We start from the raw sequence: 25,934 nt of genomic DNA on the forward strand, positions 1-25,934 counted from the left end.
CGCGAGCCTGGAGCATGCTACGCCTGCGACATGCGTCCGGCGGCTCTGTTCGTGCTGGCCACGCTGGCCTCGATTTTCGCAGTCTCCATGGTCGGCGTGGCGGCTCCTGCGCCGGCGCCTCCCCAGCCGCCGCCTACCCGCGCGCGGCGCGCCCCGCGCCTGCCGGCGGGCGCAGAGGCCGCGCTCCCGGCGGGCGCCGGCGGCCAGGGCGCGCGCTCGCCCGCGAGCGTCGTCGCGCTGCGCGCGCCCGGCCCGCCCGCGGTCCTCGTGCGCGCGGGCAGCTTCACGATGGGCTCGAGCGAGGTCGAGATCGCGCACGCGGTGACGCTCTGCAAGCTCGAGCCGGGCGGCGATCTGTGCGTCGACGAGACCGAGGCGAGCTTCGCGAACGAGCTCGTGCCGCACGAGGTGTACCTGTCGGACTTCTGGATCGATCGCACCGAGGTCACCGTCGCCAGCTACCGCCGGTGCGTCTCGGCCGGACTCTGCACCGAGCCTCCGTATGCGTCCGGCGGGCAGCGGTTCGATCGGCCGGAGTATCCGGTGGTGCTCGTCTCGTGGGGCGACGCGCAGCGCTACTGCGCCTGGGCCGGCGGCCGCCTGCCGACCGAGGCCGAGTGGGAGCGCGCCGCGCGCGGCGCGGCCGGGCGTCGCTACCCGTGGGGCCATGTCTACAACCCGTTCCACGCGAACCACGGGAGGCTCTCGTTCGACGAGCTCGACGACGGCGACGGCTTCCTCGAGCTCGCGCCCGTCGGCTCGCTCGTCGCCGGGCGGACCCCCGACGGCATCGACGATCTCGCCGGCAACGTCGAGGAGTGGGTCGCCGACTACTACCATCCCGAATATCCAAGCGGCAGCGCGAAGGATCCGCGGGGGCCCGACATGGGGGAGGAGCGCGTGCTGCGGGGCGGCAGCTACATCCTGGGTCGACCGTGGCTGCGCGGCGCCGCGCGTGGGCACGACCTGCCGACCAGCCGCCGCGCGTGGCGCGGCTTCCGCTGCGCGCGCGACGCCTGACCGCGCCGGCGCGCGCGGCGCCCATGCGCGCCGGCGATGCGCTCGCGCGGCGGTTGGCCGCCGCGCCGGATGGGCCCATACTGCGCCCGTGAGGATCGCGCACCTCTCAGATCTCCACCTCCTGTCCCTCGAGGGGGCCATACCGTTCCGGCTGCTGAACAAGCGGCTCACGGGCTACATCAACCTCCGCTTCCGGCGCCGCGCCATCCACAAGCCGCACGCGGTGCACGCGGCGGCGAAGGAGATCCGGCGGCTCGGCATCGACCACGTCGTCATCACGGGCGACGTGTCGAACCTCGCGCTCGAGCGGGAGTTCGTCCTCGTCCGCAGCTTCCTGCAGCGCGATCTCGGGCTCCCTCCGGAGCGGGTGAGCATCGTCCCGGGGAACCACGACGCGTACACGAAGGGCGCGCACCGCTCGCAGCGGTTCTCCCAGTACTTCGCGCCGTACCTGCGCTCCGACCTCCCGCTCGACGACGCGGCCAAGCGCGATGACGGCGCAGGCGGCAGCGACGGCGGGGGCTCGGCGTTCCCCTTCGTCCACCTGCGCGGGCCGGTGGCGATCATCGGCCTGTCGACCGCCTGGCCCCGTCCGCCGCTGGTCGCCTCGGGGCGGCTCGGCCCGGTGCAGCTACGCGCGCTGGAGCGCGTGCTGTCGCACCCGGAGGTGCGGCGGCGGACGCCGATCGTGCTCCAGCACCACCCCTTCCACAACCCGGCGAGCCGGGCGAAGACCTTGCTGGAGGGCCTGGGAGACGCCGCGGCCGAGGGGCGATTGCTCCGGCACGTCAGCCGCGGCCTGCTGCTGCACGGGCACCTGCACCGCCGCATTCACCGGAAGCTGCACACCGAGCGGGGTCACATCGACGCCGTCGGCGCCGCCAGCGCCTCGCTGCTTCACGAGAGCGATGAGCGGATGGCCGGGTTCAACGTCTACGAGGTCGACGACGCGGGCGCGATCAGGGGCATCACGTCCCACCGCTTCGTCCCGGGTCAAGAGGCGTTTCGCGAGGTCCCGGTCCCTGAACGCTGAGCGTACCCCGCGCTCGGCAGAACGCCCCGCGGGATGGGGCGCTCTGCCGAGCGCCCCACCGGACACCGCGCGCAGCTCATCCGCCACGCGACGAACCCGCCGTGCGGGCGCGAGATGATCGGGCTCGGAGGGGGGTGGTTCGATCGCAGCGGGGGGAGCTGCGCTGGCAGTCCGGTGGGGCGCTGGTCAGGAGGAGATTCAGGCGGTGGCGCGGATCACGTTGACCGCCTGGAGACCTTTGGGACCTTCCTTGATCTCAAATTCAACGGTCTCGTCCTCGAACAGACGGCGGCGCCCCTCCCCGTTGATCTGCGAATAGTGAACGAAGACATCGGGGCCGGTCTCCTGCTTGATGAAGCCCCAACCCTTCTCGTCGTTGAACCACTTGACCTTGCCAACTGCCATATTTCCTCCACTTCAGAGCTCGTCGATACCCGAGGCGCGCAGGCTGGGAGTCGGGAGGAGGCCGCGGCTGCGGCTGCGGCTGCGGCCACGGCTCCCATGATTCCGATGCGGGCTTCGCTGCTTGCAGCAAAACCCCCCTCGTAGACAAATCCAGCTTGCGCAGGGCGGCTGCCCAGCCGCTGGTTGATGTGCATGCGCGGCGACTTCGACGATTCTCCCCGGTCCGAGCGGGCGCCAACGTAAACGGCCCGATGCGCCAAGGTCAAGCAGCGATGATGGTCCGACCCACGCTTGCGCGAGGCCGCACCGCCTCACCGGCAGTCCCTCCTTGCAGCCGCTTCCGACGAGAATGCCCCGCCGTACAGCAGATCCTGACGACGAGTACGGAAACGCGATCAATCACGGGGTTGCCTCGCGGTGCGAAGCAGGATTCGCGCGGCTGTCAAGATTTGCGCTCTTATCGAAGAGCCTTGTGCGTCGGCCCGCGCATGGCGTCGCGCCCTCGACGCGGCTCGTGAGATCGCCTCGCGCCCCTGGACGCGGCCATCGAGATGTCGCATGGCCGGCGACCGCCCGCGGACGTCGCGCCGCTGGCAGGCGTTGGCTCGGCCTGTTCGGCGGCGCGCCGCCGGCGCGCCCCCTGCGCGCGTGGCGCGGTGCGGCTCCTCAAGCGGCGCCTGCGCCGCGCCCCACCGAGCGGCGCCTGCGCCGCGCCCCACCGAGCGGCGCCTGCGCCGCGCCCCGCCGAGCGGCGCCTGCGCCGCGCCCCGCTGAGCGCGGCCGGCGCGGGCGCGCGAGCCGACGCCCCGCGCGCCCGCTCGCCGCCCGGGAGCACGATCCGAAGGCATCTCGTTGACATGTCTGTTCGAGCTTGCTCGTATGGCGTGGCGAGGGCATCGGGTCTCACCTCCGCCCTGGCCCCGCGAGGCGACGAGATGTTCTCGGTGATCATCAGCGAGAAAGGGGGCGCGGAGCGCCGCGAAACCTTCGACCGGACAGAGATCAACGTCGGTCGCGTGCAGGGCAACGACCTGATGCTGCCGAAGGGCAACGTGTCGAAGCGGCACGCCCGCCTGCTCTTCCGCGACGGGCGCTTCATCGTCACCGACCTCAAGAGCACGAACGGCACGTACGTCAACGGTCGGAAGATCGCCCAGGCGACGATCGTCCGCGAGGGCGACAAGATCTACATCGGCGACTTCGTGCTGCGGATCGAGACGGCGGCGGCCGGAACGGCGCCCCCGGACAGCACGGCGCCCCCGGCGCGCGTGCCCGAGGAGACGGGCACCGGCGACCCCGCCCACCTCGCCGACCGCGCGGCGCCGCCGTCCGCCGAGAAGGGGCTGCACCGGTCCGCGCCCCTGCCGCTGATCAACGAGAAGGGCGAGCCGTCGCGCACCAGCCAGGGCGTGATCAGCCACTTCCCGCTCGAGAACGATCCGGACGAGTCGGCCGACGCCGCCGCGGCCGTCCCCGGCCCGCCGCGCATCCCCTCGCCTCGCCCGCCCATCGCGCCGGGCTCGCACATCGGCGCGTCCGGCCCTCCGCCCCTGCCGATCCCTCCGGCGACGCCGAACGCGCCGGGCGCGCGCGACGGCCGCGCCGTGGCGCCCCCCGTCCACCCGACCACGCAGATGGCGCGCCCCTACCCGACCGCGACGCCGCTGCCGGGACCGGGCGGCGCGAACATCGCCGGGCCGGCGCAGGGCGCCGCGAACGTCGCCGTCCACCCCAGCGTGGTCCCCATCCCCAGCCGGCGCGCCATCCCGCCCGTCTCGGACCGGGTCGACCGCGGGCAAGGCGACTCGGCGCAGGCCGTGGCGCACCGCAGGGCGCTCGCGCGCCTCGTGGAGCGGCTCGCCGACCTCGTCGACCTCACGCCGCTCGACGGCGGGGCGCCGCCGGACCGCGCGCTCGCCCAGCGGATCGAGCAGGCCGTCGCCGCTGCCGCGGAGGCGATGCGCGCGACGGGCGAGCTCACCGCCGAGGTCGACGCCGAGGCGCTCATGGCCGACGCGCACCGGGAGCTCCTCACGCTCGGCCCGCTCGATCGGCTGCTCGACGACGCCGAGGTCGGCGAGATCCAGGTGTTCCGCCACGACCACGTGATCGCGATGCACGGGCGCCGGCGCGTCATCACGGAGGTCGGGTTCAGCAGCGATCGCGCGGTCGACCGCGTCATCCGCCGGCTCTGCGCGATGGCCGGGCAGCCGCTCGAGCCGGGCGCGCGCTTCGCCGAGCGGACGCTGCCGCAGGGGCGGCGGCTCTTCGCCGTGCTCCCGCCGGCGGCGACCTCCACGCTGGTGATCCGGAAGCCGCAGCGCCCCGACGTCACGCTCGAGGACCTGGTGCGCAACGGGACGATCTCGCGGGCGATGGCCGTCCTGCTCTCCCAGTGCGTGATCGGGCGCGGCAACCTGCTCGTCACCGGGACGCGGGACGCCGGCACGGGCTGGCTGCTCGGCGCGCTCGCGGCCGCGGCGCAGCCCGACGATCGGTTCGTCGTGCTCCAGGACGAGGACGAGCTCGCCCTCGATCAGCCCAACACCCTGTCCATCGCGCTCGGCAGCACCGCGGACGAGCGGGCGCGGGCGGTGCAGGCGGCCGTGCGCCTCCGGCCGGAGCGGGTCGTGGTGAGCTCGTTCTCGGGCCACGTCGCGGCCGAGATCGTCGACGCGATCGGCGGCGGCATGGATGGCGTGCTCGCGGCCGCCCGGGCGCCCACGCTGCGCCAGGCGGTGACGCGGCTCCCCGCGGACATCGCCGCGACCCGCCCGGGGATCACGCCGGAGGCGGCGCGCGAGTGGCTGGCGTCGTCGTTCGACCTGGCGATCGAGATCGCGCTGCTCCGCGACGGCCGCCACCGCGTGCTCCGCATGGCCGAGCTCGCGGTCGAGAACGGGCAGATCGCCATCCGCGACGTCTTCACGTTCGTGGTCGAGCGGACGGCCGCCGGCGGCGCGCTGGAGGGGACGTTCCACCCCTCCGGGCTGGTGCCGGACATCGTGGAAGATCTCCAGTCCCGCGGGCTCACCGTCGACACGTCGACCTCGTTCCGGCGTAACCGCTAGTCCCGCCGGCCAGCGCGCCATCACGGGCACGGGCAATCACGGCGAGCACGGGCAATCACGGCAAGCACGGGCAAGCTGCGCAAGAAGCGCGCGAATCTCCGGCGCCAGGCGAGAACGTCTTGACGGGCGCCGGCGAGAAACGGAGGTTATGCTGTTGAACAGCCATGGCCATCCGCACCATCCTCCACTATCCCGACCCGCGCCTGCGACAGAAGGCGCAGCCGGTCGGGGACATCACCCCCGAAATCACCAAGCTTATCGACGACATGGCCGAGACCATGTACGCCGCGCCCGGCGTCGGCCTCGCGGCCACGCAGATCGGGGAGCCACACCGCATCTTCCTCGTCGACGTCGCCTCCGACAACGAGCCGAGCAACCTCCTCGTGTTCATCAACCCGGAGATCGTCCGGCAGGAGGGGCAGCAGGTCGGCCCCGAAGGCTGCCTGTCGTTCCCCGGCATCAGCGAGGACATCAAGCGCGCCGATCGTGTCAGCGTCCGCGCCCGCGGGCGCGACGGCGCGACGTTCGAGATCGCGGCCGACGGCCTGCTCGCCGTGGCCATCCAGCATGAGCTCGATCACCTCGACGGCGTGCTGATGATCGACCGAATGGGCACGCTCAAGAAGCGCATCGTCCAGCGGAAGATGCAGAAGCGCGGCGCCGAGGCGACGGGCTGAGCCGCGCCCGCGCCCCGGTCAGCTGCGCGCCGGGAAGGCCAGGGGGCCGCTGACGTACGCGTCGCGGCCGCAGAGCTCCCAGCGCGGATCGACGATCCGGGGCGCGTCCCCCGGCGTGTCCGGGCCGGCCCAGTCGACCGCGCCCGGCCGGCCGCGGGGGCCGAGCAGGATGGGCGCGACGAAGGCGTGGAGCTCGTCCGGCAGGCGCGACGCGAGCAGGCTGCCGGCGAGCTCGGCGCCGCCCTCCACGAGGATCGAGACGATCCCCTGCGAGGCGCAGAGGCGCATCGCGGCGGTCACGTCGACCCGGCCCTCCGCCGAGGTCGGCGCGCGCAGGACGACGCAGCCCGCGTCCACGAGGACCTGCTCGGCCGCCTCGGGCGCGTCGGCGCCCGTGAGCACCCACGTCGGCACCTCCCGCGCCGTCTGCGCCAGGCGCGTGTGGAGCGGCAGCCGGAGCCGCGTGTCGAAGACGAGCCGGATGGGGCTCCGCCCGCCCGGCGCGAGCCCCGCCTCGCGCAAGGTGAGGCGAGGGTCGTCGGCCAGCGCGGTGCCGATGCCGATCGCCACCGCATCGTGGCGCGAGCGGAGCTCCTGCACCTTGGCGCGCGCCTCCGGACCGGTGACCCACTTCGAGGCCCCCGTGCGGGTCGCGATGCGGCCGTCGAGCGACAGGGCGAGCTTGAGCGCGATGTGGGGGATGCCGGTCGTGATGAACTTGGTCCAGGGCGCGATCAGCGCGCGGGCGTCGGCGGTGGCCACGCCGAGCTCGACGGCGAGCCCGGCGTCGCTGAGCCGCTGCGCGCCGCCGCCGACCACCCCCGGGTTCGGATCGGGCGCGCCGATGACGACGCGCTTGATGCCGGCGCTCAGCACCGCGTCCACGCAGGGCGGCGTGCGCCCCTCGTGGTTGCACGGCTCCAGCGTCACGTAGAGCGTCCCGCCGCGCGCCGCGTCCCCGGCCATCGCGAGCGCGAGCCCCTCAGCGTGCTCCTCGCCGGCGCGCGCGTGGTGCGCCACGGCGATGACGTCCCCCGCGGTGTTCACCACCACCGCGCCGACCGGGGGGTTCGGCGACGGCATCGCCTTGTGCGCCTCCTCGATGGCGAGGCGCATCATCGCGGCGTCGAACTCGGGATCGGGGGTGGGGAGCTTCGCAGACATCGAAGTGCCGGATCTACTAGGGCGCCTTGGCCTTCACAAGCTTGCCAAGCTCGACCATGAACTGGTCGATGTCCCGAAAGGAACGATAGACGCTGGCGAACCGGACGTAGGCGACCTCATCGAGCGCCCGCAGGTGGTTCATCACCCGCTCGCCGAGCTCGGTCGACAGGATCTCCCGCCGCTCGGATTCCTGCGCCTCGCGCTCGATCGCGTCGGCGATGGCCTCGATCTGGTCGGTGGACACGGGCCGTTTGTTGCAGGCGATGCGGAGCCCCCGCACGAGCTTCTGCCGGTCGAACGTCTCCCGCCGGCCGTCCTTCTTGACGACCGTCGGCAGGATGTCCTCGACGCGCTCGTACGTCGTGAACCGGCGCTCGCACGAGGCGCACTCGCGCCGTCGGCGGATCACGTCGCCCGCGCCGCCGGCGCGGGAGTCGATGACCCGGTCCTCGAGGTGGCCGCAAAATGGGCACTTCATCGAGCCATCCGGCGCGGCGCGCGCTCAGCCGTCGAACTGGGAGAACACGAGCGACACGTTCGTCCCGCCGAAGCCGAAGGAGTTCGACATGACGTGCTTCAGGCGGCGCTCGCGGGAGGTGAACGGCACGTAGTCCAGGGTGCACTCGGGATCGGGGTCGTCCAGGTTGAGCGTCGGCGGCACCGCGCCGTGGTGCAGCGCGAGGGCGCAGACCGCCGCCTCGACCCCGCCGGCGCCCCCGAGCAGGTGGCCCATCGCCGACTTTGTCGAGCTCACCCAGAGGCGCTTCGACGCCGCGTGATCGCCGAAGAGCTTGAGGATCGCCCGGGTCTCCTCGATGTCGCCCTGGGGCGTCGAGGTGCCGTGGGCGTTGATGTAGTCGATCGCGTCCGGCGCGAGCCTGGCGTCGTCGAGCGCCATCTTCATCGCGCGCTGCGCCCCGGCGCCCTCGGGCGCCGGCTTCGTGATGTGGTACGCGTCGCACGAGGCGCCGTACCCCACGACCTCCGCGTAGATCTTCGCGCCGCGCTTCTTCGCGTGGGAGAGCGACTCGAGCAGGAGCGACCCGGCGCCCTCGGAGCAGACGAAGCCGTCGCGCCCCTTGTCCCAGGGGCGGCTCGCCCGCTGCGGCTCCTCGTTGCGCCGCGAGAGCGCGAACATCGCGCAGAACCCGCCGATGCCGAGGCCGGTGATCGTCGCCTCGGCGCCGCCCGTGAGCATGATGTGCGAGCGCCCACGGCGGATCCACTCGAACGCCTCGCCGAGCGAGTGCGCGCTCGACGAGCACGCGCTCGTGTTGCAGTAGCTCGCGCCCCGCAGGTCGAGCGCCAGCGCCACCTGTCCAGCGGCGAGGTTGGCGATGACCGTCGGGATGAAATAGGGGCTGACCTTCTGAGGGCCCTTCTCGTGCAGCGTGATCGAGTGCTGGAACAGGTACTCGAGGCCGCCGAGGCCGACGCCGATGAAGGTGCCGCACTGGTCGCGGTCCTCCTCGGTGAGCTCGATCCCCGCGTCCTTCACGCACATCTGCGAGGCGGCGACGGAGAGCTGGGCGAAGCGGCCCATCTCCTTCACCTTCTTCTTGGGGATGTACTCCTCCGGGACGAACCCCTTCACCTCGCCAGCGAAGCGCGTCGGAAAGGCGCTCGCGTCGAAGAGGGTGATGGGTCCAATACCGGACTGGCCAGCCAGCAACGATTGCCAGGTGGCCTGCGTCCCGATGCCGTTGGGCGTAACGAGCCCGATGCCGGTGATGACAACGCGTTCCATGGCTCTTTTTGCCCTAGCGCCACCACAGAGGGGAGGACACATGCATCGGCGAGGGGCGGACCCTTCGCCGGCTCACGCGCCATCTCACCTCCATGGTGACGCCGCGTCCGGTAGGGCGGTGGGGACGCTACTTCTTGGCATTCCTTTCGATGTAGTCGACCGCATCCTGGACGGTCCGGATCTTCTCCGTGTCCTCGTCCGGAATGTCGATCTCGAACGCCTCCTCGAACGCGAGGACAAGCTCCACCAGGCCCAGCGAATCGGCGCCCAGATCGTCGATGAAACTCGCTTCAGGCTTGATGTCCTTCTCGTCGACGTCGAGCTGTTCCTTGATGATTCGCTTTACTTCGGCCGTGATGTCGCGACCTTCAGCCATGGTATTCCTCCCGGGAAAACGGACCCCCTAGTAGCCCATCGCCATGGGCGTTGCACCATCGAATTACCTGCGACCGTCTTTTTCGTGTGCGCCTGGTTTGCCGCCGAGCGGACGCCTGGCTGGCTGCCGACGTCTCCCCGACGAGCGCGCTCAGACGTACATGCCGCCGTTGACGCGCAGCGTCTCGCCCGTCACGTAGCTGGCCTCATCGGAGCACAGGAATGCGATCGCCGCGGCGACCTCCTCCGGCCGGCCCGTACGCCCGAGCGGGACCATCTTCGTCAGCCCCTCTTTCATCTCAGCGCTGATCGTCGTCGTCATGTCGGTGTCGATGAAGCCCGGCGCCACCGCGTTGATGGTGATGCCGCGCCCAGCGTACTCGCGGGCGAGCGACTTCGTCACGCCGAGCAGGGCCGCCTTGGTCGCGGCGTACGCCGCCTGGCCCACGTTGCCCATCTCGGCCACGACGCTGGAGAGGAAGACGATGCGCCCCGTGCGCGCGCGCATCATCACCTTGGTCGCGGCCCGGGCGCACGCGATCGCGCCCTTGACGTTGACGGCGAAGAGGCGATCCAGGTCCTCCTCCTTGATCCGGAGGAGCAGCCCGTCGATCGCGATCCCCGCGTTCGCGACGAGGATGTCGAGCCGGCCGAGGCGCTTCGCCGCCTCGGCGATGGCGGCCTCGGTCGCCTGCAGGTTCGCGACGTCGAAGCCGAGCGCCTCGGCCTTGCCGCCGCGCGCGGTGATCGCCTCGACGAGCGCGCGCGCCTCGGCCTCCCCGCGCACGTAGTTGACGATCACGTGCGCCCCCTGCGCCGCCAGCGCCTCCGACGCAGCCCGCCCGATCCCCCGCGATCCACCCGTGACGATCGCAACTTTGCCCGTAAGGTCGAACATCGATGCCTATGCCTCCGAAAGGAACGCGCTCACGCGCTCAATCCCCGCCATGTCGCTCACGCTGAGCACCTTGATCTGCTTCGTGATCCGCTTCACCAGCCCGGCGAGCACCTTGCCAGGGCCGATCTCCAGGGCGTGCGTGACGCCGTCCTCGGCCATGCGCTCGATCGTCCGCATCCACTGCACGGTGCCGTCGACCTGGCGCAGGAGGAGCGACCGCACCCGCTCCGGATCGGTGTTCGGCGCCGCGTCGACGTTCGCGATCACCGGGAAGGCGAGCGGCCTCAGCTGGGTGCGCTCGAGCTCGGGGCGCAGGCGCTCGGCCGCGGGCCGCATCAGCGCGCAGTGGAAGGGGGCGCTCACCTTGAGCGGGACCGCCTTGCCGCCGCGGGCGGCGGCGATCTCGCGCGCCCGCGCCACCGCGGGGCTGTGGCCGGCGATCACGATCTGCCCCGGCCCGTTGTAGTTCGCCGGCGCGACCACCTCGCCTTGCGCCGCCTCCTCGCAGATCGCGAGCACCGCGGGCTGGTCGAGCCCCATGATCGCGGCCATGGCCCCCTCGCCCGCCGGCACGGCCTCCTGCATCGCGGCGCCGCGGATCCGGCAGAGCCGCACCGCCTCCTCGATCTCGAGCGCGCCGGCGGCGACCAGCGCGCTGTACTCGCCGAGCGAGTGGCCGGCGGCGTAGAGCGGCGGCTCGAGGTCGGGCAGGTGCTCGATGAGCGCCGCGGCGACGGCGCAGCTCGTGGCGACGATGGCGGGCTGGGTGTTGCTCGTCTTCGTCAGCTCCTCCATCGGCCCCTCGAAGCAGAGCCGCGAGATCGGCTCGCCGAGCGCGGCGTCCGCGCGCGCGAACGCGCCGCGCGCCGCCGCCGAGGCCTCGGCGAGGGCCTTGCCCATCCCCACTTCCTGCGCCCCTTGCCCTGGAAACAGCCAAGCGATTTTCACGTTTGTCCTCACTTCCAAGCGGGGGACGCGGACGTCGGTCCGTCCCCGAACCACGTCACGGGGCAGGCGCGCGCGCGCCGCTCACATCCCCGCTCATGCCGGCGCGCCGGGCGAGCTCGGCCGCCCAAACGCGCAGATCTCGACCCCGACGCCGGCGCGCGCGCATGGCCCCCTCACATCCGGACGACGGATGCGCCCCAGGAGATGCCAGCGCCGAGCGCGCAGAACAGGACGTTGTGGCCCGGCTTGATGCGCCCGTCGCGGACCGCCTCGTCGAGGGCGATCGGGATCGAGGCGCTCGAGGTGTTGCCGTACTCCTCGATGTTCAGGACGAACCGATCCAGCGGGAGGCTGAGCCGCGCCGCGACCTGGCTGATGATCCGCAGGTTCGCCTGGTGCGCGACGACCCAGTCGACGTCGGTGGCCGACATGCCCGCCGTTTCGAGGGCGATCAGCGAGGCGCTGGAGAGGTTCTTCACGGCGACCTTGAAGATGTCCTGCCCCACCATGTGGACCTTGTTGCGGTTCTGCTCGATGCCCTCGGCGGTGAGCGGCTCGGCCGTGCCGCCGCCCGGGATGACCAGCGAGCTCGCGAGCCCGCCGTCGCTGAAGATCCGCGTCGAGACGATGCCCCTGCCGTCGCCGGACGCCGGCCCGAGCACGACCGCCCCGGCGCCGTCGCCGAACAAGACGCACGTCGTGCGATCCTTCCAGTTCAGGATGCGCGAGAGCAGCTCGACGCCGACCACGAGGATGTTCCGGGCCACGCCGTTGGAGATGAACTGATCGGCGATGGTGAGCCCGTAGACGAAGCCCGCGCAGGCCGCCGAGATGTCGAACGAGGGGATCTCCTGGGCGCCGAGCTTCTGCTGCACGTGCACCGCGCACGCGGGCATCGGGCTGTCGCCGCTGATCGTCCCGACGATGATCATGTCGAGGTCGGCGGCGGAGAGCCCGGCCGCTGCCAGCGCGGAGCGCCCGGCGGCGGCGGCCATGTCGCTCGTGAGCTCGCCCTCGGCGGCGATGTGGCGCCGGCGGATCCCGGTCCGCTCGCTGATCCAGCTGTCGGAGGTGTCGACGATCTTCTCGAGATCGGTGTTGTGCAGGACCCGGGCTGGCGCGTAGCTGCCCGTCCCGAGGATGCGGCTCTTCGGCCGCGCGGCGCTCATGCGAGGCCCCCTCGCACGCCCGCGTGGGTCGGCGCCGCGCCCGCGTGGTTCAGCGCCGCGCCCGGGTGCGCGGGCGCAGCGATCGCGCGCCCCGGCGTCCGCGCACCCGCCCCGGTCATGTGGCCGCGGTCGCCTTGGTCGCCTTCGCCTTGCGCCCGTTGTAGTGCCCGCAGGCGCCACAGGCGCGGTGCGGGAGCCGGGCTTCCCCGCAGTTCTCGCAAGAGACGAGCTGGACGGGGGTCACCTTGTCGTGGTTGGCGCGCCGCATGTCGCGCTTGCTGGGGGTGGTTTTCCTCTTGGGGACGGCCACGGAGCTACTCCTTCTTGGTCTTCTTCTTCGGTGTCCCGGCCTTGGCCGGGGAGGTCGAGGCAGGTTGCGCGCGCCGGTCAGAGCCGCCGGGCTTCTGTCCAAGCTTCTCTCGGAGCGCGCTGAGCGGCGCGAGCCGCGGGTCGAGGCCTGGAGCCTCGTCCTCCTCCGCCGCCCCGCCGGCGAGGGTCGAGGAGCCGCCTTCGCGGTCCTCTCGGGACGCGGCAGGACCGATACCCGGGCAAGCCTCGGAGCACAAGGGGAAGTTCGGCATCTCGAGGAGAATGGCTTCCCGGATAAACGGATCGAGCACCACCGTCTCGCCGTCGTACGTGTCGACGTCGGCCTCCTCGGCCGTGAACTCGTACTCGGGCTCCTTGGCCTTGGCCCCCGCCTTCGCCGCCCCGTTGCGGCCCCCGTCGTCCCGCCGGTGGCCGTGCCCGTGGGCCTCGGTCTTCGGCGCCGGACGCAAGAGGAGCGAGAGCTCGGCGTCGATGTCCAGCGCGGCGGGCGACAGGCACCGCGCGCACGGCGTCGCGACCGGCGCCTTGACGCGGCCGCGCACGACGATCTCGTTCCCCGTGCGGGAGAGGCGGGCGGTGAGGTGGCCGGGCGCGCGCCCGGCGACGTCGGCGTCGGCGAGCTCTGCGCTCAGCCAGTCGGCGGGCAGCGGCGTGTCCAGCGAGAGGCCGGAGATGTCGATGTCATTGGCGGAGACGGCGATCTGGGACATGGGTTCCGGGCCAGTGAAAGCGGAGCGTTTAGCGCGGGGTGCGTTGGCTCGCAAGACCGAGCGCGAGCCGCCGCCGCGGCGGGGCCGCGTGGTAGCGTCGCCCCCGCATGAACCGCAGCGCCACGCCCGAGATCCCCCCCGCGGGCGCCGCCGGCGAGCGACCGGAGCCTTCGGGAGGGGCCCCGCGGGCGAGCCGGCGCGCAGCGATCGCGCTCGCCCTCTATGCGCTGGTGACGCTCGTGTACGGCGCCAGCGCCTCGCGCGAGCTCTTCGCTGTCCACACGCCCTTCAACCACTACGCGCTGCTGGCCGAGGCGTGGCTCGACGGCCGCCTCGACCTCGGCGGTCCGCCGCCGGCGTACGCGGGCGGCAACGACTTCGCCGTGTTCGGCGATCGCACCTACGTCAGCTTTCCCCCCTTCCCCGCCGTCCTCATCGCGCCGCTCGTGAAGCTCGCGGGCAGCGCCGAGCGCGTGCGCGACGGGCAGTTCTTCCTGGCGTTCGCCGGCGTCGGCCCGGCCGTCCTCTTCCTCGCGCTCGAGAGGCTCTCGGCGTCGCGGCGCAGCCGCCGCACGCAGGCCGAGAACGCCGCGCTCGCGCTGCTCTTCGCGTTCGGGAGCGTCTACTGGTTCAGCGCCGTGCAAGGGACGGTGTGGTTCGCGGCGCACGTCGTCGGCGTGGCGCTCGCGTGCATCTACCTGTACTGCGCGCTCGACGCCGCCCACCCGCTGGCCGCGGGCCTCGCCCTGGGCCTCGGCTTCGCGACCCGCACGCCGCTCGGCTTCGCCCTGCCGCTGTTCCTCTGCGAGGCGCTCCGCGTCGGCCGCTCGGATCCGCGCGCCCTCGCCCGCCGGCTCGCCCTGTTCGCCGCGCCGGCGGCGCTCGTCCTCGCCGCGCTGCTCTGGCACAACCACGCGCGGTTCGGCGACGCGGCCGAGTTCGGGCACCGGTACCTCCACATCGCCTGGCGCGCGCGGATCGAGAAGTGGGGGCTCTTCTCGTACCACTACCTGCCGCGCAACCTCGCGGTGGTGCTCACGAGCTTGCCGTACACCCACGCGCAGGGCGCGCCCTTCCAGATCAACGCGCACGGCCTCGCGCTCTGGGTGACGACGCCGATCTACGCGTGGGCGCTCTGGCCCCGGCGCACGCCGCCCGTGTTCTGGGCGCTCGCCGCCACGGCGGCCGCGGTCGCGCTGCCGAGCCTCTTCTACCAGAACAGCGGCTGGATCCAGTTCGGCTACCGCTTCTCCAACGACTTCGCGCCGTTCCTCTTCGCCATGATCGCCGTCGGCGGCCGCCGCTTCGGCGCGCCGTTCTACGCCCTCGGCGCGGCTGCGATCGCCGTGAACGCGTTCGGCGCGCTCACGTTCCAGCGCGCGGGCTTCGAGCGGTTCTATTTCCTCGAGCGCACCCAGCGCGTCCTCCACCAGCCGGATTGACCGCGGCGGCGCCGCCGCGGCGCCGCGCCGTTCGTCCCCGCCGCCGCGCGAGGGCCCGACGGCAGCGCGCCCCCGCGGGCGAGCGGGCGATCCGGCGGGCGGCGCACGCGGGCCTTGGGTGCAGGGCGCTCGCTGTGCTAGCCCTCGCCGCGCCATGGAAGCTCTGCTCGACCCGGCCGCCATCGGGCGCGGCCTGCGGCGCATCGCGCTCCAGATCGCCGAGCGCGGCCGCGGCGTGGACGATCTGGCGCTCATCGGGATCCGGCGGGGCGGCGAGCCGCTCGCCAAGCGGCTCGCCGCGCTGCTCCTCGAGATCGAGGGGCAGGCGCCGCCGGTCGGCGCCGTCGACATCACGCTCTACCGCGACGACGCCGCGACCGCCCTGCCGAACCCGCGCATCGGCCCCAGCCACATCACCTTCCCCGTCGACGGCCGGCGCATCGTGCTGATCGACGACGTGATCTACACCGGCCGCACCATCCGCGCGGCGCTCGACGCGGTGCTCGACTACGGGCGGCCGCAGCGGATCGAGCTCGTCGCGCTCGTCGATCGCGGCGGCCGGGAGCTGCCGATTCACCCCGACTACATCGTCCGCGCGGTCGAGCTCGCCCCCGGGCAGCGCGTCGACGTGGTGGAGCGCGCTGGCGAGCTCTGGGCTCTCGTCACCGCCGCCGGCGCCAAGATCTCGGAGCCCCCCTCTCCCCCGGAAGGAACGTAAGCGAGCGCATGAGGAGGATTTACCCGCACCGACACCTGCTCGGCATCGAGGGGCTGACGCGCCCCGAGATCGTGGCCCTCCTGGACGCCGCCGAGTCGCTCTTCGACGTCTCCCGGCGGAGCGTCCGCAAGGTGCCCACGCTCCGCGGCAAGACGGTCGTGAACCTGTTCTACGAGCCCTCGACGCGCACGCGGACGTCGTTCGAGCTCGCGGGCAAGCGGCTCAGCGCCGATGTGATCAACATCAGCGTCTCCACCTCGAGCGCCGTCAAGGGGGAGTCGCTGCTCGACACGGTGCAGAACCTCCAGGCGATGCAGCCCGACGTCCTCGTCATCCGGCACAGCGCGTCGGGCGCGCCGCACCACATCGCCGAGCGCACGCGCGCCGCGGTCGTCAACGCGGGCGACGGCACGCACGAGCACCCGACGCAGGCGCTGCTCGACGCGTTCACGATCCGCCGCGCCAAGGGGCGGCTGGAGGGGCTGGAGGTCGCCATCTGCGGCGACATCGTCCACAGCCGCGTGGCCCGCTCGAACGCGCACCTGCTCACGACGATGGGCGCGCGGGTCCGGTTCGCCGGGCCGCGCACGCTCCTGCCGGTCGCGGGCGAGTCGCTCGGCGCGACGATCTACGACCGGATCGAGCCCGCCCTCGAGGGCGCCGACGTGGTGATGATGCTGCGGGTGCAGCGCGAGCGGCTGAGCGGCAGCTTCCTGCCCAGCACGCGCGAGTACAGCCGCACCTTCGGGCTGAGCCCGGCCCGGCTCGCGCTCGCCAAGCCGGACGCGATCGTCATGCACCCGGGGCCGATGAACCGCGGCGTGGAGATCGATCCGCGCGTCGCGGACGGCCAGCAGAGCGTCATCCTCGACCAGGTCGAGGCCGGCGTCGCGGTCAGGATGGCGGTGCTCTGGGTCCTGGCCGCGGAGGCCAACGAGTTCTCCGCGACCGGCGAGCCGCGGCCCGCGGTCTGACGCCGGCCGCGCGGCCGGCGTCAGCGTCAGAGCGCGGCGAGCGGGCCGCGCGCCCGAACCATCACGAGCGGACGGGAGGGAGCGGCGCGCCGGGGGCGGACGCGCTGTCCCCTCGTGCCGTTCCCGCGTGGCCGCGCGGGCTTGCGGCGGCCCGCGGCGAACGGGGTTCCCTGCCGTGCCGCGTTTGAATACGCTGGTCCATCTTTTTGAAAGGGTGGATGCCAACCATGTTTTCGCGAGACGTCCTCAAGATCGATGCCCCGGCGGTAGCGCAAGAGATCGAGCAGGCCATCCGGGATCAGGTATTCGGTACGCTGCGGCGGCGCGGGGCCGTGGTCGGGATCTCGGGCGGGATCGACAGCTCCGTCGTCTCGACGCTGTGCGCTCGCGCGCTCGGCAAGGACAAGGTGCTCGGCATCTTCATGCCCGAGCGCGACACCTCGGACGACGCGCTCCGGCTCGGCAAGATGCTCGCCGAGCACCTCGGCATCGAGTCGGTCATCGAGAACATCAAGCCCGCGCTCACCGGCCTCCGCTGCTACGAGCGGCAGGACGAGGCGATCCGGATGGTCTACCCGGACTATACCGAGAGCTGGAAGTTCAAGATCACCCTGCCCTCGATCCTCGAGAGCGACCGGCTGAACGTCTCGCAGCTGACGGCGCAGCCGCCCGGCGAGGAGCCGCGGGTGAAGCGGATGCCGCTGAACGCGTACCTGCAGCTCGTCGCCGCGACGAACTTCAAGCAGCGCATCCGCAAGATGATGGAGTACTACCACGCGGACAGGCTCAATTACGCCGTCGCCGGCACGCCGAACCTGCTCGAGTACGATCAGGGCTTCTTCGTGAAGCAGGGCGACGGCGCCGCGGATTTCAAGCCGATCGCGCACCTGTACAAGAGCCAGGTCTACGCGCTCGCCGAGCACATCGGCGTCCCCGCGGACATCCGCAGGCGCGCGCCGACGACGGACACGTTCTCGCTGCCGCAGGGACAGGACGAGTTCTACTTCGCGCTCCCCTACGACAAGATGGACCTCTGCCTCTACGCCTACAACAACAAGGTACCGGCCGCGGAGGCGGCGCCCGCCGTCGGCATCACGCCGGCGCAGGTCGAGCGCGTGTTCAAGGACATCGAGGCGAAGCGCCGCGTGGCGCAGTACCTCCACGCGCAGCCGCAGCTCGTCCGCGATTTGAGCCACGCCTGACGATCCGCGCGCCGCGCGCCCGACGCCCACGACACACGCGCCCGACGGCGCTGCTCCGGGCGCGAAACCGACCGGAAACATGGCGGCCAGCGTGCGCGAGATCAACAAGGCCAACAAGGACGTGAGCGGCAGGGCGCGCTCGCGAGAGCGCCCCACGACCACGACGGACTCGCGACGAGATCGCGAGTCGCGACTCTCACCTCGGCAGCGCCCATCCCGCGGCGGCCAGCGCCGGACAGCGACGGGACAGCGCCCTCGGGCGATCCGCGCGACGCGCTGGGACGCGCGCTAGGACACGCGCGCGGCTCCTCCGAGTGTCCTCGACAGGTAAGCCTGGGGGGTGATAGACGTAGAAGTTAACTCCATGAGCACTTCCAGCATCGAATCGACGATTCGCAACTTCCTGGTCGCCTCGTTCGGATACAGGGGCGCTACCGCCGATCTGGGGGCCGAGGTCCCTTTGCTCGATCAAGGAATCCTCGACTCGACGGCCGTCCTCGAGATCGTCCAGTTCCTCGAGCAGGACCTCGGCATCCAGGTCGCCGACGAGGAGATGGTGCCGGAGAATTTCGGCTCGATCGCCCGCCTCGTGACCTACGTCAACGGGAAGAAGAGCAGCAACTAGCCCGAACACCCGGGGGGCGCATGAGCACGCAGCACACCGCTCGCCGCGATCCGCGCTCGGATCGCTTCCTCATCGACTCCGCGCTGCGATCGTTCGCCGCGTCGCGCCCCGACCACGTCGCGCTGGTCGCCGAGGGGCGGCGGCTCACGTACCGCGAGCTCGACGCGCTCGCCGACCGCTGCGCCGCCCTCTTCCGCGCGTCCGGCGTGCAGCGCGGCGATCGCGTGATGATCGCGCTCGACAACGGCGTGGACGCGGTCGTCGCCTACTACGGCACGCTCCGGGCCGACGGGGTGCCGTCGCTGCTCGGCACCGCGATGCGACCCCGGCGCCTCGGGCAGGTCATGGAGCTCGCCGAGCCGCGCGCGCTCGTGGCGGCGCGCAGCATGCGCGATGGGCTCGCGGCCGTGGCCGAGCTCCCGCCCGCCGCGAGGCCGGCGGCGACGTTCCTGAGCGGCGCCGCGCCCCCGGCCGCCGCGGCCGGCCCCTCGCCAGAGGCGCGCGACTTCCAGGAGGCGCTGGCCGGCGCGCCGAGCGAGGCCCCCGAGCGCCGCGCGATCGAGCTCGACCTCGCGACCCTCTGCTGGACGAGCGGCAGCACGGGCGAGTCGAAGGGCGTCATGCTGACGCACCAGAACCTCCGCAACAGCAGCGCGGCGATCGGCGCGTACCTCGAGCACACGGCGGACGACGTGATCCTCTGCGTCCTGCCGCTGTCGCACACCTACGGGCTCTTCCAGCTGCTCGTGACGCACGCGTTCGGCGGGACCGTCGTGCTCGAGAAGGGCTTCTCCATGCCGTGGCCGATCGTCCAGAAGCTGGCCGACGAGCGCGCCACCGGCTTCGCGGGCGTGCCGACGATCTTCGCCTCGATGCTGTCGCTCAAGAACTTCGCGAAGGCGGACCTCTCGGCGCTCCGTTACATGACGAACGCCGCGTACGGGCTCCCCGCGCCGCAGCTCCTGCGCCTGCGCGAGCTCCTCCCGAACGTCTCCTTCTTCGCGATGTACGGCCAGACCGAGTGCACGCGGGTCTGCTACCTGCCGCCGTCGCTGGCGCTGGAGCGGCCGTCCTCCGTGGGCATCGCGATGCCGAACGAGGAGCTCTGGATCGAGCGGGAGGACGGCACGCGGGCGGAGCCGGGCGAGGTGGGCGAGCTCGTCGTGCGCGGGCCCAACGTGATGCGCGGCTACTGGAAGAACCCCGACGCGACCGCGCGCGCGCTCCGGCCGGGGCCGCTCCCGGGCGAGGTCGTGCTCCACACCGGCGACCTCTTCAAGATGGATGAGGAGCGGTACCTCTACTTCGTCGCGCGCAAGGACGACATCATCAAGACCCGCGGCGAGAAGGTGAGCCCCCTCGAGGTCGAGTCCGTGATCTGCAAGGTCCCGGGCGTGATCGAGGCGGCGGTCGTCGGCGTGCCGGATCAGGTGCTCGGCGTCGCGGTGAAGGCCGCCGTCGTGAAGGCGGAGGGCGCCGCGGTGACGGCCGACGACGTCCGCAAGAAGGTGCGGTCCGAGCTCGACGAGGTCGCCGTGCCGAAGTTCGTCGAGTTCATGGACGCGCTCCCCAAGACGGCGAGCGGCAAAGTCAAGAAGAGCGAGCTCATCTGATATGTGCGGTATCGCCGGCCTGATCAACCTACGCTCCGACGCGCCGAACCCCGACCGCGACCTGGCCCTCAGGATGGCGCGGGCGCTCCGCCACCGCGGCCCCGACGGCTTCGGCATCTACCGCGATCGCCACGTCGCGCTGGCCCACGCCCGCCTGTCGATCATCGACCTCGACGGCGGCTGGCAGCCGATGGCCAACGCCGAGGAGACGCTCTGGGTCTGCTTCAACGGCGAGATCTTCAATTACATCGAGCTCCGCGAGGAGCTCACGGCGAAGGGCCACCACTTCCGGACCAAGAGCGACACCGAGGCGCTGATCCACGCCTACGCCGAGTACGGCGAGGCCATGGTCGATCGGCTGAACGGCCAGTGGGCGTTCGTCCTCTGGGACGTGAAGCGGAGGCGCGCCTTCTTCTCGCGCGACCGCGTCGGCATCAACCCGCTCTTCTGGACGGTCCACCGCGGCGTCCTCCGGTTCGCCAGCGAGGTGAAGTCGCTCTTCCAGGACCCCACCATCCCCCGCGCGATCTCCCGCGACGGGCTCGACGAGGCCCTGACGTTCTGGGCGCCGGTCGCCCCGCTCACCCCGTACGAGGGCATCCAGCAGATCCCGCCGGGCTCGGTGGCGACGCTCGATCTCGATCGCGACGTGGCGCCGCGCGTCTCGATCCGCTTCCGGCCCGAGTTCCCCGTCGAGCGCGCGCGCGGGTCGGTCGGCGACGAGGCGGCGCTCGTCTCGGGCGTGCGCGAGGCGGTCCGCGGCGGCTCGACGATCCGCCTGCGCGCCGACGTCCCCGTCGGCAGCTACCTGAGCGGCGGGCTCGACTCGACGATCGTCGCGGCGCTGATCGCCTCGAACCGCGAGGTGCCGCTGCGCACGTTCTCGGTCGAGTTCGCCGAGCGCGAGTTCGACGAGGCCGAGCACCAGCGCGACGCCGTCGCGCACCTCGGCACGTCGCACGCCTCGATCCAGTGCGGCGACGCCGACATCGCCCGCGTCTTCCCGGACGTCGTCTACCACGCCGAGGCCCCGCTCCTGCGCACCGCCCCGGCGCCGCTGTTCATCCTGGCGCGCCTCGTCCGGCAGAGCGGCTACCGCGTGGTGCTGACCGGCGAGGGCGCCGACGAGTTCTTCGCCGGCTACGACATCTTCCGCGAGGACCGCGTCCGCCGCTTCTGGGCGCGCCACCCGGACAGCAAGCTCCGGCCCCAGCTCCTCCTCCGGCTCTACCCCTACCTGCAGCGGTCGCCGGTCGCGCAGGTCGAGATGGCGAAGGCCTTCTTCGGGCGGAACCTCGCGCAGACGGGCGACCCGTTCTACTCCCACCGCCCGCGGTGGGACGCCACGAGCCGCATCAAGCTCATGCTCGACCCGGCGATGCGCGAGGGCGTCGCCGACACCGCGGCCGCCGATCGCCTGAGGGAGCAGCTGCCCGCGGACTTCATGCGCTGGACGCCGCTCGCGCGCGCGCAGTACCTGGAGATCGCGACCCTGCTCTCGGGCTACCTGCTCTCCTCGCAGGGCGAGCGCATGATGATGGCGAACTCGGTCGAGGGTCGCTTCCCGTTCCTCGATCCCAACGTGATGGACGTGGCGGACGCGCTGCCGGACGCGCTCAAGCTCCGCACGCTCGACGAGAAGCACGTGCTCAAGCGCGCGATGGGCGACCTCTTGCCGCCCGGCGTCCTCGCGCGGAAGAAGCAGCCGTACCGCGCGCCCGTGGTGCAGCCGTTCTTCGGGGGCGGGTCGCCGGACTACGTCGAGACGTGCCTGTCGCCGGACGCCATCAAGGACGCGGGCATCTGGCAGCCGCAGCCGGTCGCGTCGCTGGTCGCGAAGTGCCGCAAGACCGGCGGCAAGTCGATGAGCAACACCGACGACATGGCGTTCTGCGCCATCCTCTCCACGCAGCTCATGGCGCGCGACATCATCCAGGGCGCGCGCGTCGTCTCGGCCGCCGACGACACGTCGGGCCGTCTCGGCGTCGACGTCGACCGGCTGCGCGACGCCGCGGGCTGATCCCGCGCGCCCGGCGCCCGGGCGAGGCGGCGCCGGGCGCCCCTCCTCAGAGGGGCCGCTTGCGCACCCCGCCGGAGCCCTGCTCCTCCACCCAGAACACGAACCCGCCGTGGAGCGCGATCCCGCGCGGGCTGCCGCCCTCGTGCAGCACCTGTTGCCGCCCCGAGCCGTCCTTGCGCTTGCGCAGGACGCGGGGGGTCCCCTGATCGGTCCAGTAGACGAAGCCGTCCTCCGCATCGTCGACGGCGATGCAGTCCGGGGACGGGTGCGCCATGTCGTCGTCGGCGGGCCTCCAGAGCGCCTGCGGCTCCCCCGCGCGGTCCTTCCGCGCCCGCATCACGGCGGCTTCCGCCTCGCCGGCGTTGCCGCCGCGCGGGCTGTTGGTCCAGTAGACGAACGCGTCATCGACGGCGATGGCGTACGGGAACGACTGGTTGTCCGCCAGCCTGTCCGTCTGGCCGTTACTTCGCCGCGTCCGGTTCACCGTGCCGCGCGCGCTCCGATCGACCCAGTACACGAACTCCTCGTCGAGCGCGATGAGGTGCGGGGACGCGCGCTCGTCCTCGTGGAACCGGTCGTCCGGCCATCCGTCGGGCATCGTGATCTGGCCGATGAGGCTCCCTCTCCCGGGCATGCCGATGCCCGCCGAGCGCTGGGACCAGAACACCTCCCGGTCGTCCGCCGCCACGCCGAGGGTCGCGAAGTTCGAGTCGAAGATCTCCTTCGGGTCCTCTGCTCCCTCGCGATCCACCCACATGATGTTCTTGGCGTTGAGGTTGGCCCAGAAGACGCCGTGCTCGTTGACCGCGATCCCGTACGGCGTGTTCTGCCCGTCGGCGAGGAGCGTGACCGGCCCGCCGTTGACCGGCACCTTCTGCACGCTGCCGTTCGCGCTCTCGCCGGCCGTCCAGTAGACCTCATCCCGGTAGATGAAGAGGTGCCTCCCGTTCGCGTCGTCCGGGGTCGGGTACCCGCGCGCGATCTCCGTGACCCCGCTGCAGCTGCCGTCGCGGCACGTCCCGCCGTTCAGGCATATCGCGCCGCAGGCGCCGCAGTTCAGGGGGTCGGCGTCCACGCTCATTTCGCAGTCGCCGTCACCGTCGCAGTCCGCCAGGCCGGCCGCGCACCCCGAGGACCCGCCGGAGGACCCGCCAGACGAGCTCGCGCCGCCCCCTTCCCCCACCGCGAAGTCCCCGAGCAAGCTCGTGCATGCGGGAGCGATCGCGACGGCAACGCTGAGCATCAAGCCGACCCGGAACGCGTGGCGCATCAGAAAGTCCCCTTCGCTCCCGCGGAGCCGAGCCCGATCACGGGCGTGATCGATATCCCGGCGCGCTGCGGCGAGCTCGGCGCCGTGAGGAGAAGAAACGTCCCGACGCCGACGCCCGCGGCGCCGACCGCGAACCCGATCGTCGAGAGGGTGCCCATCGCATGGTAGCTGTCGACGTCGCCTTGGAGCGACGGGTCGCACCGGTCGGCAGGGCAGCGGTCCGAGAGGTCGCGGTGCTTGCCGATCGCGAGCACGCCGCCCACCGCGCCGGCCGCGAGGCCGACGCCGCCGAGCCCCAGCGCGGCGATCCCCAGGACGGTGCGGGTGCTGCCCCCCGAAGCAGCGCCAGGGCCCGCGTCGGGCGCTGGCGCGACCGGCCGCGGCGGCGCGGGCGGGGGCGGCGGCGCGAGCGGCTTGAGCTCGAGCGCGACGGTCTCGCTCGCGCCCTCCGCCAGGGTCACCTTCGCCTCGACCGGCGCGAACCCCGCCGCCTCGGCGCGCACGGTGTGGTCGCCGGGATCGACCGGCCGCTTGACCCCGAGCGCGGCGCGCGGCACGGGCTCGCCGTCGATCGTGACGGCGGCGGTCTCCGGCCCGCGCACCGAGATGAGCACCTGCGGGATCCGGGGCGCGAGCGCGTCGAGCTCGCGCTGGGCCGCCGCGATCGCCTCGAAGAACTGCTCGGGCGATTTCTCCGGCGCCCCCTCGCGGACGATGCGGCTGTACGACTCCTGCGCCGCGATCCACGCGCCCAGGCCCACCTGGGCGCGCGCGACGCCGAGCAGCAGCGTCGGGGCGTGGATGATGGCGTCGGCGCGGCGGAACCGATCGAGCGCGGCGGAGAAGTCCTTCCGGTCGAGGGCCTCCTGGCCCTCCACGGCGAGCGAGCGCGCCGTCGCGCGATCGGCGTCCGAGACCTGCGCCAGCGCGGCGGGCGCGCAGGTCAGCGCGAGCAGCAAGGAAGCGATCCCTAGTCGACGAGCCATACGAGCGAGGTGTGTGCGAGGTGCTGCGGTGAACTTCAGATGCCGAAGTCCGTCGGCTTCGGCTTGCGGCGCGCGCTGCCCGCCGGCGCCGGGGCGCGCGGCCTCGCCGGAGCGGGCTGCGCCGCGGGCGCGCGCGGGCCGCGCGGCGCCGCCGTCGACGTCGGGGGCGCCGGCGCGGCAGAGCCGGCCGCGGAGGCGGGCGGCTCGGGCTCCTTCGCCGGCGCGGCGGCCGACGCCGCGGCGTCGGGCCCCGGCGGCGCGCCGGGCGCCGACGGCATCGACGACGGCGGCGCCGGCTGCGCGAGGGGCTGAGCCGGGTCGGTGGGGCCCGCGCCGCGCAGGGCGAAGAACCCGACGGCGGCGAGGACGACCGCGCAGGCCCCCGCGGCGGCGAGCGCCCGCCCGACGATGGGCCGCCGGACCGGGGGCGACACCACCGAGACCAGCGCGCTGGCGGTGTGCGACCGCATCTGGCGGCCCGCCGCCTCCGCCTCCCCCGGCGAGGACACCGTCCTGCCGGAGCTCGCCGAGATCCGCTCGGCCTCGGCCTCCGACGAGGCGACCAGCGTCGCCGCGTCGGCGAGCGACGGCGCGGCGCTGTCGGGCCCCGGGTCGACCAGCGTGGCGCTCTCCTTCGACCGCGGCGAGAACCCGAGCTCCACCGAGATGCGCTCGCCGGACGGCCGGAGCGGGCCGACGATGCTCGTCCTCGACTCGAAGCTGTCGCTCGCGACGTCGAGGGCGACCGCGAGCGCGTCGCAGAACTCCTTCGCGCTCTGGAAGCGGGCCTCCGGCTCGCGCGACGCCGCGCGGGCCCACCAGGCGTCGAAGCCGGGCGGCACCGGGGCGAGCTGCGACGGCACGGGCAGCGGCTTCACCATGATCTTGAGGAGCAGATCGCCGAACGCCTCGCTGTTGAACGGGAGCTTGCCGGTCAGGCACTCGAACACCACGACGGCGAGCGACCAGAGGTCCGAGCGGTGATCGATGCTCTTGGTCCCCTGCGCCTGCTCCGGGCTCATGTACGCGGGGGTCCCGAGCAGCGAGCCGGTCTTCGTCGTGGAGGTGACCCGGGGCGTGCTGTCCTTCGCGATGCCGAAGTCGAGCACCTTGGCGATCTCGCGGTCGTCGTCCCGGACGAGGAAGATGTTGGCCGGCTTGAGGTCGCGGTGGACCAGGCCGGCCGCGTGCGCCCGGGTGAGCGCGCGCGCCACCTGCGCCGTGATCGCCATCGTGTCGTACGGGTCGAGCCGCCCCACCCGCTGGATGCGGGCGTCGAGATCCTCGCCGTCGAGGTACTCCATCGCGATGTACGGCGTCCCTTGCCACACACCGTGGTCAAGGATCTGCACCACGTGGGGGCTCCGGATCTGCGCTGCGACCTTCGCCTCCCGCTCGAAGCGGAGCCGCACCTCCTTCGAGACCCCCTGCGCGTGCATGAACTTGATCGCGCACGGGATGTCGAGGCCGATGTGCTGAGCGAGCCACACCGAGCCCATCCCGCCTTGCCTGAGCGGACGCACCAGGCGAAAGCGAT

Annotated in this window: 24 protein-coding genes; 11 read left to right on the forward strand and 13 right to left on the reverse strand. The window is 72.5% G+C overall.

Features of this window, described 5'->3' with window-relative positions:
* Positions 1-30 precede the first annotated feature (30 nt).
* On the forward strand, positions 31-1,020 hold the full coding sequence (locus tag WME98_RS47805; RefSeq protein WP_437948229.1) for a formylglycine-generating enzyme family protein: 990 nt from the start codon (positions 31-33) through the stop codon (positions 1,018-1,020).
* An 88-nt stretch (positions 1,021-1,108) separates the two neighbouring features.
* Positions 1,109-2,053 (forward strand): metallophosphoesterase family protein, encoded by a 945-nt coding sequence (locus WME98_RS47810; RefSeq protein WP_437948230.1) that lies wholly within the window; start codon positions 1,109-1,111, stop codon positions 2,051-2,053.
* Positions 2,054-2,251: 198 nt separating this feature from the next.
* On the opposite strand, the gene WME98_RS47815 is transcribed toward WME98_RS47810, so the two are convergent.
* On the reverse strand, positions 2,252-2,458 hold the full coding sequence (locus tag WME98_RS47815) for a cold-shock protein (protein ID WP_012236438.1): 207 nt from the start codon (positions 2,456-2,458) through the stop codon (positions 2,252-2,254).
* 935 nt (positions 2,459-3,393) lie between these two features.
* Between WME98_RS47815 and WME98_RS47820 the strand changes: the two genes are divergently transcribed.
* Both WME98_RS47820 and def read left to right on the forward strand, forming a co-directional pair.
* Positions 3,394-5,529, forward strand: a complete 2,136-nt coding sequence (locus WME98_RS47820) for an ATPase, T2SS/T4P/T4SS family (RefSeq protein WP_437948231.1) — start codon at positions 3,394-3,396, stop codon at positions 5,527-5,529.
* Between the two features lie 164 nt (positions 5,530-5,693).
* Positions 5,694-6,206, forward strand: coding sequence for a peptide deformylase (gene def, locus WME98_RS47825; protein WP_020736508.1), 513 nt, complete (start codon positions 5,694-5,696; stop codon positions 6,204-6,206).
* Positions 6,207-6,224: 18 nt separating this feature from the next.
* Here def and ribD read toward each other — a convergent pair whose 3' ends face one another.
* The 9 genes from ribD to WME98_RS47870 all read right to left on the reverse strand — a co-directional run bounded on the left by ribD (position 6,225) and on the right by WME98_RS47870 (position 13,547).
* Positions 6,225-7,370 (reverse strand): bifunctional diaminohydroxyphosphoribosylaminopyrimidine deaminase/5-amino-6-(5-phosphoribosylamino)uracil reductase RibD, encoded by a 1,146-nt coding sequence (ribD, locus tag WME98_RS47830; RefSeq protein ID WP_061625366.1) that lies wholly within the window; start codon positions 7,368-7,370, stop codon positions 6,225-6,227.
* 16 nt (positions 7,371-7,386) lie between these two features.
* Positions 7,387-7,848 (reverse strand): transcriptional regulator NrdR, encoded by a 462-nt coding sequence (gene nrdR, locus WME98_RS47835; protein WP_061625365.1) that lies wholly within the window; start codon positions 7,846-7,848, stop codon positions 7,387-7,389.
* A 24-nt stretch (positions 7,849-7,872) separates the two neighbouring features.
* Positions 7,873-9,117 (reverse strand): beta-ketoacyl-ACP synthase II, encoded by a 1,245-nt coding sequence (gene fabF, locus WME98_RS47840; protein ID WP_437948232.1) that lies wholly within the window; start codon positions 9,115-9,117, stop codon positions 7,873-7,875.
* Positions 9,118-9,244: 127 nt separating this feature from the next.
* The gene (acpP, locus tag WME98_RS47845; protein WP_020736512.1) at positions 9,245-9,493 is read right to left on the reverse strand and encodes an acyl carrier protein; all 249 of its coding nucleotides are present in this window, start codon (positions 9,491-9,493) and stop codon (positions 9,245-9,247) included.
* Between the two features lie 150 nt (positions 9,494-9,643).
* The gene (gene fabG / locus WME98_RS47850; protein ID WP_437339105.1) at positions 9,644-10,390 is read right to left on the reverse strand and encodes a 3-oxoacyl-ACP reductase FabG; all 747 of its coding nucleotides are present in this window, start codon (positions 10,388-10,390) and stop codon (positions 9,644-9,646) included.
* A 6-nt stretch (positions 10,391-10,396) separates the two neighbouring features.
* Positions 10,397-11,338, reverse strand: coding sequence for an ACP S-malonyltransferase (fabD, locus tag WME98_RS47855; protein WP_437948233.1), 942 nt, complete (start codon positions 11,336-11,338; stop codon positions 10,397-10,399).
* Between the two features lie 173 nt (positions 11,339-11,511).
* Positions 11,512-12,507: a beta-ketoacyl-ACP synthase III gene (locus WME98_RS47860; protein WP_437321427.1), complete on the reverse strand. Its 996-nt coding sequence runs from the start codon at positions 12,505-12,507 to the stop codon at positions 11,512-11,514.
* 115 nt (positions 12,508-12,622) lie between these two features.
* Positions 12,623-12,817 (reverse strand): 50S ribosomal protein L32, encoded by a 195-nt coding sequence (gene rpmF / locus WME98_RS47865; protein WP_020736516.1) that lies wholly within the window; start codon positions 12,815-12,817, stop codon positions 12,623-12,625.
* Between the two features lie 4 nt (positions 12,818-12,821).
* Positions 12,822-13,547 (reverse strand): YceD family protein, encoded by a 726-nt coding sequence (locus WME98_RS47870; RefSeq protein ID WP_437948234.1) that lies wholly within the window; start codon positions 13,545-13,547, stop codon positions 12,822-12,824.
* Positions 13,548-13,654: 107 nt separating this feature from the next.
* Between WME98_RS47870 and WME98_RS47875 the strand changes: the two genes are divergently transcribed.
* From WME98_RS47875 to asnB, 7 genes are all read left to right on the forward strand, one after another.
* Positions 13,655-14,989, forward strand: coding sequence for a hypothetical protein (locus tag WME98_RS47875; protein WP_437948235.1), 1,335 nt, complete (start codon positions 13,655-13,657; stop codon positions 14,987-14,989).
* A gap of 154 nt (positions 14,990-15,143) precedes the next feature.
* The gene (gene pyrR / locus WME98_RS47880; RefSeq protein WP_020736519.1) at positions 15,144-15,707 is read left to right on the forward strand and encodes a bifunctional pyr operon transcriptional regulator/uracil phosphoribosyltransferase PyrR; all 564 of its coding nucleotides are present in this window, start codon (positions 15,144-15,146) and stop codon (positions 15,705-15,707) included.
* An 8-nt stretch (positions 15,708-15,715) separates the two neighbouring features.
* Entirely contained in the window at positions 15,716-16,681 is a 966-nt protein-coding gene (locus tag WME98_RS47885; RefSeq protein ID WP_061625357.1) for an aspartate carbamoyltransferase catalytic subunit, read from the forward strand.
* Between the two features lie 227 nt (positions 16,682-16,908).
* Complete coding sequence (gene nadE, locus WME98_RS47890; protein WP_437948236.1) at positions 16,909-17,883, forward strand: NAD(+) synthase; 975 nt, start codon at positions 16,909-16,911, stop codon at positions 17,881-17,883.
* A 364-nt stretch (positions 17,884-18,247) separates the two neighbouring features.
* Positions 18,248-18,508 carry an acyl carrier protein gene (locus tag WME98_RS47895; RefSeq protein ID WP_061625355.1) on the forward strand — a complete coding sequence of 87 codons (261 nt, stop codon included), beginning with the start codon at positions 18,248-18,250 and terminating at the stop codon, positions 18,506-18,508.
* 20 nt (positions 18,509-18,528) lie between these two features.
* Positions 18,529-20,121, forward strand: a complete 1,593-nt coding sequence (locus WME98_RS47900) for a class I adenylate-forming enzyme family protein (protein WP_437948237.1) — start codon at positions 18,529-18,531, stop codon at positions 20,119-20,121.
* A gap of 1 nt (position 20,122) precedes the next feature.
* On the forward strand, positions 20,123-22,141 hold the full coding sequence (gene asnB / locus WME98_RS47905) for an asparagine synthase (glutamine-hydrolyzing) (protein ID WP_061625353.1): 2,019 nt from the start codon (positions 20,123-20,125) through the stop codon (positions 22,139-22,141).
* 46 nt (positions 22,142-22,187) lie between these two features.
* On the opposite strand, the gene WME98_RS47910 is transcribed toward asnB, so the two are convergent.
* From WME98_RS47910 to WME98_RS47920, 3 genes are all read right to left on the reverse strand, one after another.
* Positions 22,188-23,411, reverse strand: coding sequence for a lipoprotein receptor (locus tag WME98_RS47910; protein WP_437948238.1), 1,224 nt, complete (start codon positions 23,409-23,411; stop codon positions 22,188-22,190).
* Positions 23,411-24,370 (reverse strand): PEGA domain-containing protein, encoded by a 960-nt coding sequence (locus tag WME98_RS47915; RefSeq protein WP_437948239.1) that lies wholly within the window; start codon positions 24,368-24,370, stop codon positions 23,411-23,413. Before WME98_RS47915 ends, WME98_RS47910 begins: the two co-directional genes overlap by 1 nt.
* Positions 24,371-24,432: 62 nt before the next feature.
* The gene (locus tag WME98_RS47920; protein WP_437948240.1) at positions 24,433-25,896 is read right to left on the reverse strand and encodes a serine/threonine-protein kinase; all 1,464 of its coding nucleotides are present in this window, start codon (positions 25,894-25,896) and stop codon (positions 24,433-24,435) included.
* Positions 25,897-25,934 lie beyond the last annotated feature (38 nt).

It is taken from the genome of Sorangium sp. So ce296 (assembly GCF_051529605.1).
Taxonomy (GTDB): Bacteria; Myxococcota_A; Polyangia; order Polyangiales; family Polyangiaceae; genus Sorangium; species Sorangium cellulosum_D.

Excerpts from the sequence above, each read along its gene's own strand:
- WME98_RS47805 (WP_437948229.1), top strand. The coding sequence starts at position 31 with ATGCGTCCGGCGGCTCTGTTCGTGCTGGCCACGCTGGCCTCGATTTTC.
- WME98_RS47815 (WP_012236438.1), bottom strand. The coding sequence starts at position 2,458 with ATGGCAGTTGGCAAGGTCAAGTGGTTCAACGACGAGAAGGGTTGGGGC.
- WME98_RS47820 (WP_437948231.1), top strand. The coding sequence starts at position 3,394 with ATGTTCTCGGTGATCATCAGCGAGAAAGGGGGCGCGGAGCGCCGCGAA.
- def (WP_020736508.1), top strand. The coding sequence starts at position 5,694 with ATGGCCATCCGCACCATCCTCCACTATCCCGACCCGCGCCTGCGACAG.
- ribD (WP_061625366.1), bottom strand. The coding sequence starts at position 7,370 with ATGTCTGCGAAGCTCCCCACCCCCGATCCCGAGTTCGACGCCGCGATG.
- nrdR (WP_061625365.1), bottom strand. The coding sequence starts at position 7,848 with ATGAAGTGCCCATTTTGCGGCCACCTCGAGGACCGGGTCATCGACTCC.
- fabF (WP_437948232.1), bottom strand. The coding sequence starts at position 9,117 with ATGGAACGCGTTGTCATCACCGGCATCGGGCTCGTTACGCCCAACGGC.
- acpP (WP_020736512.1), bottom strand. The coding sequence starts at position 9,493 with ATGGCTGAAGGTCGCGACATCACGGCCGAAGTAAAGCGAATCATCAAG.
- fabG (WP_437339105.1), bottom strand. The coding sequence starts at position 10,390 with ATGTTCGACCTTACGGGCAAAGTTGCGATCGTCACGGGTGGATCGCGG.
- WME98_RS47860 (WP_437321427.1), bottom strand. The coding sequence starts at position 12,507 with ATGAGCGCCGCGCGGCCGAAGAGCCGCATCCTCGGGACGGGCAGCTAC.
- WME98_RS47870 (WP_437948234.1), bottom strand. The coding sequence starts at position 13,547 with ATGTCCCAGATCGCCGTCTCCGCCAATGACATCGACATCTCCGGCCTC.
- WME98_RS47875 (WP_437948235.1), top strand. The coding sequence starts at position 13,655 with ATGAACCGCAGCGCCACGCCCGAGATCCCCCCCGCGGGCGCCGCCGGC.
- pyrR (WP_020736519.1), top strand. The coding sequence starts at position 15,144 with ATGGAAGCTCTGCTCGACCCGGCCGCCATCGGGCGCGGCCTGCGGCGC.
- WME98_RS47885 (WP_061625357.1), top strand. The coding sequence starts at position 15,716 with ATGAGGAGGATTTACCCGCACCGACACCTGCTCGGCATCGAGGGGCTG.
- nadE (WP_437948236.1), top strand. The coding sequence starts at position 16,909 with ATGTTTTCGCGAGACGTCCTCAAGATCGATGCCCCGGCGGTAGCGCAA.
- WME98_RS47895 (WP_061625355.1), top strand. The coding sequence starts at position 18,248 with ATGAGCACTTCCAGCATCGAATCGACGATTCGCAACTTCCTGGTCGCC.
- WME98_RS47900 (WP_437948237.1), top strand. The coding sequence starts at position 18,529 with ATGAGCACGCAGCACACCGCTCGCCGCGATCCGCGCTCGGATCGCTTC.
- asnB (WP_061625353.1), top strand. The coding sequence starts at position 20,123 with ATGTGCGGTATCGCCGGCCTGATCAACCTACGCTCCGACGCGCCGAAC.
- WME98_RS47910 (WP_437948238.1), bottom strand. The coding sequence starts at position 23,411 with ATGCGCCACGCGTTCCGGGTCGGCTTGATGCTCAGCGTTGCCGTCGCG.
- WME98_RS47920 (WP_437948240.1), bottom strand. The coding sequence starts at position 25,896 with ATGGGCTCGGTGTGGCTCGCTCAGCACATCGGCCTCGACATCCCGTGC.